Source organism: Hoeflea sp. 108, from assembly GCF_000372965.1.
Classification (GTDB): Bacteria; Pseudomonadota; Alphaproteobacteria; order Rhizobiales; family Rhizobiaceae; genus Aminobacter.
This window is the reverse complement of record NZ_KB890024.1, coordinates 1,904,123-1,920,128: the sequence shown is the minus strand read 5'-3', so window position 1 is coordinate 1,920,128 and position 16,006 is coordinate 1,904,123. Positions and strand designations below refer to the sequence as shown.

The following is a 16,006-nucleotide window of genomic DNA, read 5'->3' as shown; positions in this document are numbered from 1 at the left end:
ATGAAATTGAACAGAAGACATTTTCTAGCGACTTCGGCCGCCGGCATCGGCGCGCTCGCCATGCCCGGCGTCCTGCGGGCACAGCAGGGCGAGACGGTTCGCATCGGCCTGATCACCACGCTGAGCGGTCCGGGCCAGCTCTATGGCAACTACATCAAGGACGGCTGCGAGATCGCCGTCGAACGGCTGAACGCAGCCGGTGGCGTCAACGGCGCCAAGATCGAACTGGTGGTGCGCGACGACAAGAATTCGCCCGAAGGTGCTGTGACCGCATTCCGCGAACTGACCGGCAACGGCATCAAGCTGTTCGCCCAAGGCACGTTCACGGCCAATCTGCTCGGCACACTACCGCTGCTCGAGGAGGCTGATGTCACCATGGTGATGGTCGGCGCATCAGCGCTGGCGCTGACGCACGAGGCCTTCAATCCGCGCGCCTTCCGTCTCGGCTTCTCGTCGCCTATGTGCTTCGGCGGCTACGGCAACCTCATGGCCCAGAAACATCCGGAGATCGAGAAGTGGGCGATGCTGCGGTCCGACGTGACCGCGCTGGCCGACATCACCAACGCCTTTTCGAACGGCCTCAAGGCCGGAACGGAAAAGGCCGGCCGCAAGGTCGAGGTCCTCGATCCGGTGCTGGTGCCCTATGGCGGCGCCGACTTCCGCAACCAGATCTCCAACATCATCGGCTCCGGCGCGCCGGGCCTGTTCAACGTGCTGCAAGGCGCCGACGCCATCAGCTACTACAAGCAGGCGCGCACCTTCAGCCTCGACGAGAAGTTCAAGGTGCTGTGCGACTCCGCCAACGAGTTCGCCATCGCCAAGGCGATGGGCGCCAACACGCCGGCGTCGCTGTGGAGCTGGACCGGCTGGTATCCGGCGGCCAACAAGGACAACGCCGTCAGCGACGAAGTTCACAAGGCCTATATCAAGCTGCGCGGCGACGAATATCCGAACTGGTACATCGGCGTTTCGCACGACAGCATCCTGACGATTGCCAACGCGGTGGCCAAGGCAGGCTCGCTGGATGCAGCCAAGCTGGTGCCGACGATCGAGGCCGAGACGCCGCAGGGCGCGCTGGGCAAGATCCATTTCCGCAAGGAAGACCACGCCTTCGCCGGCGACCTCACCTACATCCGCTTCGGCCGCGACGACAAGAATGCCAATGGCTGGAGTGTGTTCGAGACGGCACAGCTTCCGGGCGCCGAGTTCCTGGAGCGGGCAACCCCCGGCTCCAAGCTCAACTAAAGGGCGGAAAAGTCAGATGTTCACGCTGGTCAACGGTCTCACGACCGGGATGGCGGTGTTTCTCGTTGCCGCGGGGCTGACCCTCGTCTTCGGGATCATGCGCATCCTCAACTTCGCCCATGGTGCCTTCTTCATGATCGGCGCCTATGTCGCAAGCACGCTCGTCGGCTCGGCGCCGCGTTCGGTCCTGGCGCTCATTGCCGCGGCCGTCGTTGCAGCGCTCGTGGTCGGCGTGCTTGGGATCGTTGTCCAGCGTTTCGTCCTCCGGCGCATTCAGCATGTCGACGAGCACTACATGCTGATCGCCACCTTCGCGGTGATGCTTGTCTGCGTCGGCTTCGTCAAACTGATCTGGGGGCTGGAATTCCTTTCGGTCGACCCGCCCCCCGGCATTGACACAGGCGTCGACATATTCGGCCTGTTCGTCCCCTCCTTCTCCTTGTTCATCATCGGTTCGGGCGTCGTCGTCTTCCTCGTGCTCGACTTCGTCATCCACCGCGCCTGGACCGGCAAGATGATCACAGCCATTGCCCGCGACGGCTGGATGGCTGAGCTCTTGGGCATCAACGTGCCGGCCGGCATCATGGCGGCCGTCGGCGGCAGCTTCGCGCTGGCCGGACTGGCCGGCGGGCTGCTGCTGCCCAACCAGACGCTGTCGCCGGCACTCGGCGACACCTTCCTGCTGCTCGCCTTCATCACCGTGGTCATCGGCGGCCTGGGCAATGTGCGCGGCGCCTTCATCGCCGCCATCCTGCTTGGCCTCATCGACGGCCTCAACACCATGTTCCTGCCGGCCTATCCGGGCGTTGCCATCTATGTCGGCATGGTCGCCTTCCTCTTGATGTGGCCAAACGGTATTCTGGGGGAAAGCCGGCTATGAATCGCACACTTTCCGGCCTGCTGCTGGGCCTTGTTGGCGCCGTCCTGATTCTGCTCCCGCTATGGGCCAATTCCGGACTGGTCTTCCTCGCCGGCACGACCATGGTGGTCGGCGTCTTCGCACTCTCCTGGAACCTCCTGTTCGGCTATGCCGGCCTCGCCAGCTTCGGCAGCGGCGGCCTGTTTTCCATCGGCGCCTACACGATGGCAGTGATGCTGCGCGGCGGGTTTGAAGGGCAGTTCCTGCTGCTGATCGCGCTGTCGACGCTGGTCGGCGGGGCTGTGGCATTCGCCATCGGCTTTGTTGCACTCCGGCGCTCGACCGGCATCTTCCTCGCCATCCTGACGCTGGCACTGGCCGAACTGCTGCGCATCACGCTCGCCAAGATCCACTGGCTCGGCGCCGAAGACGGCATACCAAGCATCGTGCGGCCGAACTTCTCCGTCGGTCTTGCCACGGTCGATCTCTCCAGCGGCAACCACTACTACTGGTTCATGTGCTTCGCCTGCGCTTTGCTGGTTGGCCTTTGCTGGTGGATCGCACATGGCCGTTTCGGCCGGACGTTGCGAACCATCCGCCTCGACATCGAACGCGCCGCCTTCATGGGCGTGGACACGCATCGCTACCGGCTGGTCGCCTTCACCATCTCGGGTGCGATTGCCGCCTGCGCCGGTGCTCTGTTTGCCCCCTGGGCGCAGATCGTCACACCCGACATCGGCAACATGATGCGCTCGACCCAGCCGATCCTGTTTACCCTGCTCGGCGGCGCCTCATCCTTCTGGGGCCCGATGATCGGCGCGTTCCTGTTCTCGGCCATCGAGTTCTCGACCCGCACGCTGGTCGGCATCCAGGAAATCATCACAGGCGCCATCCTGCTCGGCGTGGTGCTGCTGTTCCCGACTGGCGTTGCCGGCGCCTGGAACGCGCTTGTCGCCCGCCTGACCCGGCGCGAGGAGGCCAAGATCGCCGCACCCGCCCTCCAGACGGTCAAGGAGTGAGCCCATGGCAATGATCCGACTGCGCTCCGTCGACAAGAGCTATGGCGCGCTCAAGGTGCTGCATGGCGTCGACGCCGAAATCTCGGAGGGCGAGACCTTCGCCATCATCGGCCCCAATGGAGCCGGCAAGACCACGCTGTTCAAAGTGATGACCGGCGAAGTCGGCTGCGAGGCCGGCACGGTCGAATTCCTCGGCAAGGACGTGACGAGAGACCCCGCCTACAAGCGTACGCGCGCCGGCATGGGCCGCACATTCCAGGTCGCGCGCGTGTTCAAGGAGATGACGGCGGAGGAAAACATCGTCGTCGCCATCGAGGCGCGGCTGAAGAACGCCGGCCAGTCCGACGCGCCGTGGTATCAGGTCAGGCCGTCGCGGGCAGCGCGGGACGAAGCCCGTGACCTGCTTGCGAGGCTATCTCTCGACCGCAAGGCTGGAACGCATGCCGCCGAACTGTCGCATGGCGACAAGAAACGGCTCGAACTCGGCATCACGCTTGCCGGACGCCCCAAGGTGCTGATGCTGGACGAGCCGACCGCCGGCATGTCGCCGAGCGAGCGCGTCGGGGTCACCGAACTGATCCGCAGCATCAGCGGCAAGGACAGCGGACTGACCGTCGTCATGACCGAGCACGACATGGGCGTCATCTTCGGTCTGGCCGACCGGATCATGGTGATGAACCAGGGTCGTAAGATCGCCGAAGGCAGCATCGACGACATCCGCGCCGATCCCGTCGTGCGCGACGTCTATCTCGGCAAGGAAGCGCATCATGCTTGAGGCAAGTCGCATCAACGCTTTCTATGGCGGCAGCCATATCCTGCACGGCGTCGATCTCGACGTCCCTGCTCTCGGCAGAGTGGCCGTCATCGGCCGCAACGGCGCAGGCAAGTCGACATTGCTGAAGTCGATCATGAACGCCGGCCCGACCGTCAGCGGCGAGGTTCGCTGGGAGGGCCAGTCGATTGCGGGCCTACCCACCTTCAAGCGGGCGCGGCTCGGGCTGCAGCTGGTGCCGGAGGACCGCCGCATCTACCAGCATCTCAGCGTGCGCGAGAACATCAAGATGGCCGCCTATGCCACGGCGCCAGGGCGCACGCCCATTCCGGCGCAGCAGATCGTCGACCGGTTTCCGATGCTGCAGCCGATCGCCGAACGCGGCGGCGGCCAGATCAGCGGCGGCCAGCAGCAGATGGTGGCGATTGCGCGGGCGATTGCCTGCCGGCCGCGCCTGCTGCTGCTCGACGAGCCGACCGAGGGGCTGGCCCCTGCCATCGTCGAGCAATTGGCGGTAAGCGTGCGCGAGATGTGCGAGGCCGAGCAGGCAGCACTGCTGCTCTGCGAGCAGAACATCTGGTTCGCGCGCCAGACCACCGACACCGTACTGGTGATGGACACCGGCCGCATCGCCTTCCGCGGCAGCTGGCAGGATTTCGACGCCGACCCCGATATCAAGCAGCGCCATTTGGCGGTCTAGCGCTCCTCCCACCAAGACAAGAAGCCAAGCCCGTGCGGGCCCCACCCCTAAGCCAAGGAGCACAGGGAATGAGCAACCTTACCCAACAGCAAGTGCTGAGCGTGCATCATTGGACCGACACGCTGTTTTCTTTCACGACGACGCGCGATCCCTCGTTCCGTTTCGAGAACGGGCAGTTCGCGATGATCGGGCTGGAGGTTGACGGCAAGCCGCTGCTGCGCGCCTACAGCGTCGTCAGTCCCAACTACGACGAAACGCTCGAGTTCCTGTCGATCAAGGTTCCCGACGGCCCGCTGACCTCGCGGCTCCAGCATCTTGCTGTCGGCGACAGCATCGTGGTGGGACGCAAGGCTACGGGCACGCTTTTGCTCGCCAACGTGCGGCCTGGCCGCAATCTCTATCTGTTCAGCACCGGAACCGGCCTCGCTCCCTTCATGAGCCTGATCCGCGACCCCGAGACCTTCGAGCGCTACGAACGCGTCGTGCTCGTCCATGGCTGCCGACAGGCCAGCGAACTGGCCTATAAGGAGCAGATCACCGGCGAATTCCCCGAAAACGAATATTTCGGCGCGTTGCTGTCCAAGAAGCTGATCTATTATCCAACAGTCACCCGTGAGCCCTTCCGCAACCGCGGTCGCACGACGGACCTGGTTCGCTCCGGCGCGCTGTTCAGCGACATAGGCCTGCCGACGATGAGCCCGGCCGAAGATCGCGCCATGCTCTGCGGCAGCCCCGCCTTCATCGCCGACATGCGCGAGATCCTGGAAGGCCTCGGCATGAGCGAAGGCAACAATGCAGCCCCTGGCGAATATGTGGTCGAAAAGGCCTTCGCCGAGCGGGGCTAACCGCTGCCGCCACCTCAACACCTCACGGCAGCGAGATGGTGCCGTCGTCGGCCAGGTGGAAATCGGGATTGTGGGCGACCTCCCAGAGATGGCCTTCAGTGTCGGCGAAATAGCCGTACCAGCCGCCCCAGAAGGCGCGCTGGGCTGGCTTGACGATGCGACCGCCGGCCTTTTCGGCTGCGGCCAGGACTTCGTCGACCTCGGTGTCGGAGCGTGTGTTGTAGGCGAGCGATACACCGGAAAAGCTGCCCTTGCCGGCAGCTATGCCGGCATCGTCGGCCAGATGCTCGTGACCCCACAGTCCGAGCACCAACCCGCCCATCTGGAAGAAGGCGACGCCATCGGTTATGGCTTGGTTCCGCTTGAGCCCCATCGCCTCATAGAAACGCACGGCGCGGTCGAGGTTCTCGACGCCAAGGGTGACAAGCGAAATCCTTGGTTCCATGTCCAGCGACCTCCTCTATGCGCGTAAGTCCGGCCATCTTGCGAGATGACGCCAAGCGCGCCTTGATCCCTTGATCAGGGTCAACCCAGCGACCCGTGCCTATTCTCCTGTCCAGAGCGGATCACGCTTTTCTATGAAGGCGCCGATTCCTTCCTCGGCGTCCTTTGCCAGCATGTTCTCGACCATCACGCGCGCCGCGTGGTCATAGGCCTCGGCAAGGCCCATCTCGGCTTGCGCATAGAACGCTTCCTTGCCAAGCTTAAGCGTCAAAGACGATTTAGAAACAATGGTTTGGGCGTATTTGCCGACAATGTGATTCAGGTATTCGCGTGGCACGACACGATTGACCAGGCCGAAATCGCGCGCGGTGGTCGCGTCGATCGTCTCGCCGGTCAACAGCATCTCCATCGCCTGCTTGCGCGAAACGTTGCGTGACAGCGCCACCATCGGCGTGGAGCAGAACAGGCCGATGTTGACGCCCGGCGTGCAGAAGGCGGCCTGATCGGTGGCGATGGCAAGGTCGCAGCTGGCGACAAGCTGCAGGCCCGCGGCGGTGGCGAGACCGTCGACTTCAGCAATGACCGGCTTGGGGTGGCGAACGATCGACTGCATCAGCTCAGAGCATCTGGACATGGTCAGCTCGAAGAAGGCGCGGCCGTGGTCGGTGTCCTTGCGGTGCGCTGTCATCTCCTTGAGGTCGTGGCCGGCGCAGAACACCTTGCCCGACGCCGCGAGCATGATGACGCGCACGGCCTTGTCGTCACGAGCACGGTCGAGCTGGGCCTGAAGGGCAGCCATTGTGTCGAGCGACAGGGCATTGGCAGGCGGGTTGGCGAGCACGAGGCGCAGCACGCCCTTGTCGAGGCTGGACCAAACAGGCCCGTCGGAAGTGGTGCGCGCCAGGGTGACGATTTCTGCCATAGTGTCCCTCTTAGGATTCGAGCAGCCTAGAATCGCCTGCATCGGATCCTACGCATATACGCATGCGCTCGAATTTTGGTTCCCAACTATGTGACTGGAGCGGCGCCAAAGGTTCGAATGCAACCAGACGTTTACGCCGGCCAAGCGTGCCGGCCCGGAAGATGGGTCCGCAAATGCCGGAACAGAACGGATTGAAGCCTGTGATGACCGCGACCGAGGTCAACGCGCTGTTGCGGAGCGCCTATCCCCAACTCAACGATCAATATGACTTCTACCAGGTGACCGAGGTGTTTCCGGGCGGCTGCACGGTGCGGCTCAATGCCGACGAGCGCCATCTCAGGCCCGGCGGCACGGTTTCGGGGCCGTCGCTGTTCACACTTGCCGACATCGGCGGCTATGTCTGCGTGCTCAGCCATTCCGGTCCCGACGCGTTGTCGGTGACGACCAATCTCAACATCAACTTCATGCGCAAGGCGGAAGCCGGGCCGATCGACGGCCATTGCCGTATTCTCAAGCTCGGCAAGAGCCTGATGGTGTTCGACATCGACATCGTCGCCGGACCCGACCGCCACACTGTGGCGCATGCAACAGGCACCTATTCGATCCCGCCGAAGCGCTGAGCCTAAAGGCGGGACCCTCGTTACGCTGCGACCTGGGCCGTGATGCGAGCGGCAATATCGCCGGCAGACTGCTTCAGCGACCGCGGCGCCCTGCCCGCTAGCAATTCGACGTCGCCGGTGACAGATGACGTCCATCCTTGCGCAACCGGATGGAAGATCGCCGCCAACAATTCGGCGTAGCCTTGCGTCAGGCCGTTTGCGACCGCTTCCATAACGAAGCTGCGATCGTCGACGGGACTATATCGGATCGGCCGCCCCAAGGCTTCGGACAAGAGCGCCGCTGCGTCGGCATAACCGTATGCCGCAGGCCCCGTCAGCGCGAAGGCCTTGCCGTCAAAACGGTCGGTGGTCAGCGCACCGGCAGCGGCTGTTGCAACATCGACGGCATCGATGAAGCTCGTCTTGCCCTCGCCTGCCGGCACGCGGATTTCGCCGCGTCGCAGGTCATTTGCCCAGTAGGTGGCGAAGTTGTCGCTGAACCAGTTGGGGCGCAGGATGACAAAAGGCGCACCGGAACGCTCGAGCTTCAGCTCCAGCTGGCGGAGCGGGATGGCATCGCTTGCGTCGACACCAAGCGCTGTCTGCAACACGATCTTGATGTTGCGCGCCGCTGCCGCTTCCACCACGGGCCCGAGCAGGCCGACCGGATCGAGATAGCCGGTCGGCGACAGGGCAAAGATGCGGTCTACCCCTTCAAGGGCGGAAGCAAGCTTGTGCGGGTCGGCAAGATCGAGTTGCACGACCTCGGCGCCAGCTACGAGTTGGGGCGTGGCGTGGCGGCTGGCAGCCTTCACCTTCTCTCCCCTGCGCAGCAGTTCGGCCACCAGCAGCGCCCCGACATTGCCGGTTGCGGCCAGAACCAGGATTTTTCCTTCAGACATTTCAAACTCCATCCAGTTTCCATTGGAAAGCGACTTTCCAATGGATGGTTGATAGCCAGATGATACAGAGGTAGAAAGAAGGCACTTTCCGGTAATGAGGTGCCCGAGCTCGCCACCAGGTTACCTCCAGGAAATCGCCCCAGGGATGCCGCGATGCCCGTCTATGACGTCTACGCCAAGAACTGCCCGACCAGGATGCTGCTCGACCACATCGCCGACAAATGGACAGCGCTGGTGCTGTGGAAGATCGCCGAAGGCCCGGTGCGCTTCAACCAGTTGCGCCGCGACGTCGAGGGCATTTCGACCAAGGTGCTGTCGCAAACACTGAAACGGCTCGGCCGCGACGGGCTGATTTCGCGCGAGGTCTTCGCCACCGTGCCGGTGACGGTGGAGTATTCGATCACACCGCTGGGCCAGACACTTTCCGACAAGATCTCGATCATCGCCGAATGGGCCGAAACCAACATCGAGGCAGTGCTGGCGGCCCAGGAACGCTTTGACAAGGACACTGACGACGAGTCAGCGGCCACCGCTGCCGGAAGCGCCAGGCGCGGCTTGATTCAGGCCGCCGGCATGCGGTAAAATAATACCACTCTTCTATTTAATTGTTTTCACTTATCTTTTCGCCTTTGGGATCCAATCTCATCGGCTTGACGATGCGAAACCCCTCGCCTATAAGCCCATTCGAAACAGCGGCCCGCAATGGTCGCCGTTTTGTTATTGGCTGATGGCTCCGGCTTCTTGCCAATGAAAGCAACAAGAAACGCCTTCTCCGGAAGGTCCCAAACGAAAGCATGTAACCATGGCAACCTTTTCGCAGAAGCCTGCGGACGTGGTGAAGAAGTGGGTGCTGATCGACGCCGAGGGTCTCGTCGTCGGCCGTCTCGCCACCATCGTCGCCAACATCCTCCGCGGCAAGAACAAGCCCACCTTCACGCCTCACGTCGACGACGGTGACAATGTCATCATCATCAACGCCGACAAGGTCGTGTTCACCGGCAAGAAGTACACCGACAAGGTGTATTACTGGCACACCGGCCACCCCGGCGGCATCAAGGAGCGTACCGCTCGCCAGCTGATCGAGGGCCGTTTCCCCGAGCGCGTGCTCGAGAAGGCCGTCGAGCGCATGATCCCGCGCGGTCCGCTTGGCCGTCGCCAGATGAAGAATCTCCGCGTCTATGCAGGCGCAGAACATCCGCATGTCGCCCAGCAGCCCGAGACGCTCGACGTCGGCGCGCTGAACGCGAAGAACAAGAGGGCTTGATAATGGCTGATCTTTCCTCGCTCGCAGAGCTCGGCACCGTCGCCGCCGCCCAGCCGGCTGCTCCGGTCCACGTCCAGAAGCTCGACAAGAGCGGCCGCGCCTATGCCACCGGCAAGCGCAAGGACGCCATCGCCCGCGTCTGGGTGAAGCCCGGCTCCGGCAAGATCATCGTCAACGGCAAGGAATTCGCGGCATACTTTGCCCGTCCGGTGCTGCAGATGATCCTGAACCAGCCGATCGTCGCGGCCAACCGCGTCGGCCAGTACGACATCATCGCCACCGTTGTCGGCGGCGGTCTGTCGGGCCAGGCCGGTGCTGTTCGTCACGGCATCTCGAAAGCACTGACCTACTACGAGCCGGCGCTGCGCGGCGTGCTCAAGAAGGGCGGCTTCCTGACCCGCGACAGCCGTACGGTCGAGCGTAAGAAGTACGGTAAGGCCAAGGCCCGCCGTTCGTTCCAGTTCTCGAAGCGCTAAGCTTCCCGGAACCAGAATTTGGAAAGGCCGCCTCCGGGCGGCCTTTTCTTTTTGGCGTGCCGTCCCGACCGTGCGGCCCTATGATGTGCCCTGCTGGCGCCTGAACGCCCTATGGGAGACATCCATGGCCCGCATGCTCGCATTGGCGACCGCCCTGGCCATCGCCTTTCCCGCCGCAACGGCGGATGCCGCCACGAACAGGTTTCTGAAACGGGCGACGACGTTCGACAGCTGTTGGATGCGCGCGCATGAAAAGGCGCTGGAAAAAGGCGCCGACGAGCACAAAGCTGCCAAGAAGGCAGACAACCACTGCCGCAAGCAGGGCAAGCGACTGCTCAAGGAAGGTGGGTCGAAGTACTCGCTCAAGGAGAGGCGCAAGAACCTCCGGCAATCGGCTGAGTAACGCAGGCCGTCAGTTGGTCGGCGGCAGCACCGCCTGCCCCACAACCGAGGCGACCGGCTCCTCGATATCGGAGTAAGGCACACGATAGCCGTTGGCGGCCAGCCAATTGATGGCAGCGCGGGGCTCGTCGGTCTGGATCATGGTGGCACCACGCTCCGCCCAGAAGCCGAAGACCTCGCTTGGAAAGCCTGCCGCCACCGCCAGTTCATCGCCGCGACCGCCGGAGAGATAGCCACCGGGCTTGTTGACGATGGCGTGCGTGTCGACCCAGATGTGCCAGTTGCCGCGGACGGACGCGGCCTTCACGCGCGCCGAAAACAACGGGCCGCCGGTGTCCGTCATACCAACTGCGTCACCGCGCCAGGCGATCATCTCCACGGCGCTGGCGGCGAAGGCCTTGCCAGCCGCCTCGACGAAGGCGGGATCGCGCACGGCATCGTCGGCCATGACCGGCATGAACTGAAAGCCATTTCCCACCTTAGCCATGATCGCCTTGACGGAGGCGACCCGCTCGGCGTTCCAGAGGTTGGCCTTGACCACCACCTGCGCTTCCATGGCCATGGCGCGCGCCAGCGCCACCATGTCGACCAGGTCGGCGGTTTCGAGCTTGTTGTCGAGATTGACCAGGATCTTGCCTTTGGCGACCGCCAGATACTCCTGCAGCGTCGGCACCGGCTCGGCGGTGACAGCTCCGGTGCCTTCGACGACGAGGCGGCATTTCCTCAGTTCAGCCATCCTGTAGGCGAGCACCTCGCCCTTACAATCGGTGGTGCGGTCGAGCCAGCTGTCATGCATGACGACCAGTTCGCCGTCGCTTGAACGCCTGATGTCGATCTCGACCATCTCGGCGCCCAGCGAGATCGCGTCGCGCAAGGCGGCAATCGAGTTCTCGGCGAAGCGGCGTTTGCCGTCCTGCAGGCCGCCGGCCCTGTGGGCCACAACCATGACGTGGTCGCGCCACTGGTTGGCATTTTCGAAGCGCTCGAGAATCTGGTCGACGCGAGTGTCGGCATGGCCCGGTGTCGCCAGCCCCAAGGTCAGCAAGAACGAGACTACGCCTGCCAGAACTGCCCGCATGGGAATCGCTCCATCGCTGAAGATGCCGGAAACGACCTAGGCGGCGGCGATGACACGGGCGTGAAAGGCGCATGACAGGGGGATGAATGCGGGCTGTCACATGCTTTTCGCCATGGGGCTGGCATGTTGGGCCGGGCTTCTGTAGTTCTTGCGCCTCGAAATTGCGAAAGCCGAGAAAGGAGATTGCCCATGCCCTCTTCGTCGATCGATCACGCCTTCACCGCGCGAACCCAGAAGGGGCGCTCGGGTGATCCGACCTATGCAGGGGCATTGTCCTTCATGCGCCGCAAATATTCGAAGAACGTTGCTGGGGCCGACGCGGTCGTCTGGGGTATCCCCTTCGACGCAGCCGTTACCAACCGGCCGGGCGCGCGTTTCGGCCCGCAGGCCATCCGCCGCGCCTCGGCGATCTTCGACTGCGACCCGCAATACCCGTTCAACCGCGACCTGTTCGAAGACCTCTCGGTCATCGACTATGGCGATTGCCTGCTCGACAGCGGCAACCACCAGAAGACGCCTGGCGCCATCGAGCGCGAGGCCGCCAAGATCCTGAAGTCCGGCGCTTTCCTGCTGACGCTCGGCGGCGACCATTTCGTCACCTGGCCGGTCCTGAAGGCGCATGCGGCGATCCACGGCCCCATGGCGCTCGTGCAGTTCGACGCTCATCAGGACACCTGGCCTGACGACGGCAAGCGCATCGACCACGGCTCGTTCGTGGCGCGCGCGGTCAAGGACGGCATCATCGATCCCGACCGCTCTATCCAGATCGGCATCCGCACGCACGCGCCCGACGATTGCGGCATCAAGATCCTCTACGGCCACGATGTCGAGGAGATGCGCGCCGCCGACATCGCCTATGCCATCGTCGAACGCACTGGCGGCCGGAAGACCTACGTGACCTTCGACATCGACTGCCTCGACCCGGCCTATGCGCCCGGAACCGGCACGCCCGTGGCGGGCGGCCCATCCTCGGCCAAGATCCTCTCGGTGCTGCGCCAGCTGAACCAGATCGATATTGTCGGCGCCGACATCGTCGAGGTTGCACCGGCCTACGACCATGCCGATATTACGGCCATCGCCGGCTCGACTGTCGCCATGCACTATCTTGGCCTGCTGGCCGAAAAGAAGGCACGCGAAAGCGCCTGACAAAGCGATTCAACTGGTTCGGACAATGAGTCCGAATTTGGCCACAAGCCTCTGACACTGCTTATTTTTCGACGGAACGACAGGCACATGAAACCGAAAATCTTCATCGACGGCGAACACGGCACGACAGGTCTTCAGATCAGGGCGCTGCTTGCCGGACGAAACGACCTCGAAGTGATTTCGGTGCCTGTCGAGCGCCGCAAGGACCTGGCCGCGCGCAAGGAATTCCTCAACGCCGCCGACGTCGCGATCCTGTGCCTGCCTGACGATGCGGCCAAGGAGAGCGTGGCCTTGATCGAAAACGACACCACGCGCGTGATCGACGCATCCACGGCCCATCGCGTCGCCGAAGGCTGGACCTACGGCTTCCCCGAGATGGACGCTGCGCAGATGAAGGCGATCGCCGTCTCCAAGCGTGTCGCCAATCCCGGCTGCTGGCCACAGGGCCCGATCGCCGGCCTGCGCCCGCTGATTTCGGCCGGCCTGCTGCCGGCCGACTTGCCCGTCAGCGTCAGCGGCATTTCGGGCTATTCCGGCGGTGGCCGGCAGATGATCGAGGATTACGAAGCGCAGGGCGAGGAGTCGCCCGAGTTCCTGCCCTATGGGCTGATGCTCAAGCACAAGCACGTGCCGGAGCTGCGCGCCTACGCCAAGCTGGCGCATGACCCGATCATGCAGCCGGCCGTCGGCAACTTCGCCCAGGGCATGATCACCGTGGTGCCGCTGCAGCTCGGCCGCCTCGCCAAGGTGCCGACAGGTGCACAGATGCACGCAGCGCTGGCCGATCACTATGCCGGCCTGAAGGGCGGTGTGGTCGAGGTCGCGCCGCTGGTCGATTTCGAGCGCAGCGGCGACATCCAGCCCGAGATCTACAACGGCACCAACAAGATGAAGCTCTATGTCAGTGCCAATGACAGCCGCGCTCAGGCCTTGCTGATCGCCGTCTACGACAATCTCGGCAAAGGTGCCTCAGGGGCTGCGGTGCAGAACCTCGACCTGATGCTCGGCCTGCATCACTGAATGGATCAGGCGGTCTTTCCTGCTCACTGGGACGTCAGCGACCCGGAACTGATCGCCGAAACGTTCTCCAGCCGCATCTGGAAGGTGCTGACGGCCAATGGCGAGCCGGTGATCGTCAAGGCGCTGAAGCCGTTCGACGATGTCGGCGACGAACTGCGCGGCGCGCATTATCTCGACTGGCGCGACGGCATCGGCGCGGTCCGGCTGCTCGGTTTCGAGGGGCAGGACATGCTGCTCGAATATGCCGGCGACCGGTTGCTGGCAGACGAATTGAACGAGCACGGCGACCGCCACGCTACGGACATTGCCAACGAGGTGATGGTGCGGCTGTTCTCGCCGTCCGATACCCCGCCGCCCGCCGACCTGCAGCCGCTGAGGGAGCGCTACGCCAGCCTGTTCGGCAAGGCCAATGCCGATCGCAATGCCGGGGCAAAAGGCCTCTATGTCGAGGCCGCAACGATTGCCGAGCGCCTGCTTTCAGATCCGCACGACGTGCGTGTTCTGCACGGCGACCTGCATCATGACAACATCCTGCTCGGCGCACGCGGCTGGCTTGCGATCGACCCCAAGGGCCTGCTCGGCGATCCCGCTTTCGACGCTGCGAACCTGTTTTACAATCCGCTTGACCGCCACGACCTCAGCCTCGATCCCGAGCGCATCGCCTACATGGCTGAGACATTCGCAAAAACGCTGGGCCAGCGCCCCGACGCCATTCTCGACCACGCAATTGCCTGGGGCTGCCTGTCGTCGTCCTGGCATGCCGAGGACAACAACGACAAGGACGAGCAGAGCGAACTCGCTGTCGTGGCGGCGATCCGTTCGGTGCGGTCTAGGTTCTGAACTCGACTTCGTTTTCGAGAGGATAGGCGCCCTTGGTGGCGCGCCAGTGCGCCGTCGCGAAGATCAGCACCAAAAGCGCAAAACCCTGATGCAACAGCGCCCAGTGCATGTGCGCCTGCATCAGCAAGGTGCCGACGCCGATGGCCGCCTGCCCCACCACCAGCAGCGCCAGCACCCAGGCACGGCGGGCATGGGTTGTCTGCGGCGCGATGCGCATGGTGGCAAACGTATGCCAGAAGGCAGCAACCAGCAGCGTGTAGGCGAACATGCGATGCACGAACTGGACCGTTTTGGGGCTTTCGAAGAAATTGCGCCACATCGGTTCTATGACGAGCAGGTCGCCAGGGACAATGGCGCCGTCCATAAGCGGCCACGTGTTGTAGCTGAGGCCTGCATGCAGGCCGGCGACCAGCGCGCCGAGATAGATCTGGAACAGCACCAGCAGCACCATGATGCCTGCGAAGCGTTGGACGCGCCTGTCTGCCGGCTTGGCCGAATAGACCGCCAGCCCGCGCGCTATGTAGGCGACGGCAATGACGATGATGCAAGCGAAGGTCAGGTGGATCGCCAGACGATACTGGCTGACAGATACGCGCTCCGAAAGGCCGGACGCCACCATCCACCAGCCGATCGCGCCCTGCAGGCCGCCCAATGCGAGCAGCCCAACGAGCTTGGGCTTGAGACGGCTTTCAAGCCGGCCCGACAGCCAGAAGAAAACAAGCGGAATGGCGACGAGGAAGCCCACACCGCGGGCCAGCAGGCGGTGAGCCCATTCCCACCAGAAGATGCCCTTGAACTCGTCGACGGTCATGCCCTTGTTGACCTGCTCGTATTGCGGGATCTGCTGGTACTTCTCGAACTCTTCCTGCCATTCGGCCTGGTTGAGCGGCGGGATAACGCCGTGGATGGGCTTCCACTCGGTGATCGACAGGCCTGAACCAGTCATGCGCGTGGCGCCACCGACCATGACGAGCGCGAAGAGCACCAGGAGCACTATGTAGAGCCAGCCGCGCACCAGCGTGCGGTTGCGCAGGTCCCTGCTACGAGCGGCAAGCGGTGCGGCAGTGTTTGTCATGGCGGTCATGGCGATCGTTCCCGGCACTTCTGAACCGCGGACTGGTGGACCATAGCGGCCCGGCTGGCAAGTTCGGGCCACGCGACACGCGGTCGCGCCGCCGGCCCGCCAGCCCTCCCCGGTTGCGCAGGCAACCAGGAGAGACTATGCCCTTCGCCGACAGAGGATGAACAAATGCCCGTGCGCGTCAAGAAGCTGATCGGAACCGTGCTGCTGGTGCTGCTGGTGACCGTCTACGCACTCGTTGCGACTATGGTGGCCGTAGCGCAGTTGGCCGAATCCAGCGCGGTCGTCCACCTGATCTATTTCATCCTGACCGGCCTGCTGTGGATCCTTCCGGCGATGTGGATCATCAAGTGGATGGTCACGCCGCCAAAGAATGCCGGCCGCTGACCTCC

20 protein-coding genes are annotated in these 16,006 nt (G+C 63.6%); 15 read left to right on the top strand and 5 right to left on the bottom strand.

Annotation, left to right across the window (positions count from 1 at the left end; translation table 11 throughout):
* The 6 genes from B015_RS0109240 to B015_RS0109215 all read left to right on the top strand — a co-directional run bounded on the left by B015_RS0109240 (nt 1) and on the right by B015_RS0109215 (nt 5,440).
* Nucleotides 1–1,245: an ABC transporter substrate-binding protein gene (locus B015_RS0109240; RefSeq protein WP_026227066.1), complete on the top strand. Its 1,245-nt coding sequence runs from the start codon at nt 1–3 to the stop codon at nt 1,243–1,245.
* A 16-nt stretch (nt 1,246–1,261) separates the two neighbouring features.
* Nucleotides 1,262–2,125 (top strand): branched-chain amino acid ABC transporter permease, encoded by an 864-nt coding sequence (locus tag B015_RS0109235; RefSeq protein ID WP_018427406.1) that lies wholly within the window; start codon nt 1,262–1,264, stop codon nt 2,123–2,125.
* On the top strand, nt 2,122–3,123 hold the full coding sequence (locus tag B015_RS0109230; protein WP_018427405.1) for a branched-chain amino acid ABC transporter permease: 1,002 nt from the start codon (nt 2,122–2,124) through the stop codon (nt 3,121–3,123). The genes B015_RS0109235 and B015_RS0109230 overlap by 4 nt, the downstream gene beginning before the upstream one ends.
* Nucleotides 3,124–3,127: 4 nt before the next feature.
* Complete coding sequence (locus B015_RS0109225) at nt 3,128–3,898, top strand: ABC transporter ATP-binding protein (RefSeq protein WP_026227065.1); 771 nt, start codon at nt 3,128–3,130, stop codon at nt 3,896–3,898.
* A complete protein-coding gene (locus B015_RS0109220) occupies nt 3,891–4,595 on the top strand; it encodes an ABC transporter ATP-binding protein (RefSeq protein WP_018427403.1) in 705 nt (234 codons plus the stop codon). The genes B015_RS0109225 and B015_RS0109220 overlap by 8 nt, the downstream gene beginning before the upstream one ends.
* Nucleotides 4,596–4,663: 68 nt before the next feature.
* Nucleotides 4,664–5,440, top strand: a complete 777-nt coding sequence (locus B015_RS0109215; protein WP_026227064.1) for a ferredoxin--NADP reductase — start codon at nt 4,664–4,666, stop codon at nt 5,438–5,440.
* 22 nt (nt 5,441–5,462) lie between these two features.
* Here B015_RS0109215 and B015_RS0109210 read toward each other — a convergent pair whose 3' ends face one another.
* Both B015_RS0109210 and B015_RS0109205 read right to left on the bottom strand, forming a co-directional pair.
* Entirely contained in the window at nt 5,463–5,885 is a 423-nt protein-coding gene (locus B015_RS0109210; RefSeq protein WP_018427401.1) for a VOC family protein, read from the bottom strand.
* Nucleotides 5,886–5,984: 99 nt separating this feature from the next.
* Nucleotides 5,985–6,806: an enoyl-CoA hydratase gene (locus tag B015_RS0109205; RefSeq protein WP_018427400.1), complete on the bottom strand. Its 822-nt coding sequence runs from the start codon at nt 6,804–6,806 to the stop codon at nt 5,985–5,987.
* Nucleotides 6,807–6,979: 173 nt separating this feature from the next.
* Here B015_RS0109205 and B015_RS0109200 point away from each other — a divergent pair, with 173 nt between their 5' ends.
* On the top strand, nt 6,980–7,426 hold the full coding sequence (locus tag B015_RS0109200) for a PaaI family thioesterase (protein WP_026227063.1): 447 nt from the start codon (nt 6,980–6,982) through the stop codon (nt 7,424–7,426).
* Nucleotides 7,427–7,446: 20 nt separating this feature from the next.
* Here B015_RS0109200 and B015_RS0109195 read toward each other — a convergent pair whose 3' ends face one another.
* Complete coding sequence (locus B015_RS0109195; protein WP_040456629.1) at nt 7,447–8,307, bottom strand: NAD(P)H-binding protein; 861 nt, start codon at nt 8,305–8,307, stop codon at nt 7,447–7,449.
* A gap of 153 nt (nt 8,308–8,460) precedes the next feature.
* Here B015_RS0109195 and B015_RS30695 point away from each other — a divergent pair, with 153 nt between their 5' ends.
* The 4 genes from B015_RS30695 (at nt 8,461) to B015_RS0109175 (ending at nt 10,450) form a co-directional block, all read left to right on the top strand.
* Nucleotides 8,461–8,889, top strand: a complete 429-nt coding sequence (locus tag B015_RS30695; protein ID WP_018427397.1) for a helix-turn-helix domain-containing protein — start codon at nt 8,461–8,463, stop codon at nt 8,887–8,889.
* 220 nt (nt 8,890–9,109) lie between these two features.
* Complete coding sequence (rplM, locus tag B015_RS0109185) at nt 9,110–9,571, top strand: 50S ribosomal protein L13 (RefSeq protein WP_018427396.1); 462 nt, start codon at nt 9,110–9,112, stop codon at nt 9,569–9,571.
* A gap of 2 nt (nt 9,572–9,573) precedes the next feature.
* On the top strand, nt 9,574–10,047 hold the full coding sequence (gene rpsI, locus B015_RS0109180; RefSeq protein WP_018427395.1) for a 30S ribosomal protein S9: 474 nt from the start codon (nt 9,574–9,576) through the stop codon (nt 10,045–10,047).
* A 124-nt stretch (nt 10,048–10,171) separates the two neighbouring features.
* The gene (locus B015_RS0109175; RefSeq protein ID WP_018427394.1) at nt 10,172–10,450 is read left to right on the top strand and encodes a hypothetical protein; all 279 of its coding nucleotides are present in this window, start codon (nt 10,172–10,174) and stop codon (nt 10,448–10,450) included.
* Nucleotides 10,451–10,459: 9 nt separating this feature from the next.
* On the opposite strand, the gene B015_RS30690 is transcribed toward B015_RS0109175, so the two are convergent.
* Nucleotides 10,460–11,527, bottom strand: a complete 1,068-nt coding sequence (locus tag B015_RS30690; RefSeq protein ID WP_018427393.1) for a glycerophosphodiester phosphodiesterase family protein — start codon at nt 11,525–11,527, stop codon at nt 10,460–10,462.
* A gap of 189 nt (nt 11,528–11,716) precedes the next feature.
* Here B015_RS30690 and speB point away from each other — a divergent pair, with 189 nt between their 5' ends.
* The 3 genes from speB to B015_RS0109155 all read left to right on the top strand — a co-directional run bounded on the left by speB (nt 11,717) and on the right by B015_RS0109155 (nt 14,533).
* Complete coding sequence (speB, locus tag B015_RS30685; protein WP_018427392.1) at nt 11,717–12,673, top strand: agmatinase; 957 nt, start codon at nt 11,717–11,719, stop codon at nt 12,671–12,673.
* Nucleotides 12,674–12,760: 87 nt separating this feature from the next.
* Complete coding sequence (gene argC, locus B015_RS0109160) at nt 12,761–13,693, top strand: N-acetyl-gamma-glutamyl-phosphate reductase (protein WP_018427391.1); 933 nt, start codon at nt 12,761–12,763, stop codon at nt 13,691–13,693.
* Entirely contained in the window at nt 13,694–14,533 is an 840-nt protein-coding gene (locus B015_RS0109155) for an aminoglycoside phosphotransferase family protein (protein WP_018427390.1), read from the top strand.
* Here the strand turns inward: B015_RS0109155 and B015_RS0109150 are convergent.
* A complete protein-coding gene (locus tag B015_RS0109150; RefSeq protein ID WP_018427389.1) occupies nt 14,523–15,617 on the bottom strand; it encodes a COX15/CtaA family protein in 1,095 nt (364 codons plus the stop codon). The genes B015_RS0109155 and B015_RS0109150 overlap by 11 nt on opposite strands.
* 165 nt (nt 15,618–15,782) lie before the next feature.
* On the opposite strand from B015_RS0109150, the gene B015_RS0109145 reads away from it, so the two are divergent.
* A complete protein-coding gene (locus tag B015_RS0109145) occupies nt 15,783–16,001 on the top strand; it encodes a DUF2842 domain-containing protein (protein WP_018427388.1) in 219 nt (72 codons plus the stop codon).
* Nucleotides 16,002–16,006: the final 5 nt, after the last annotated feature.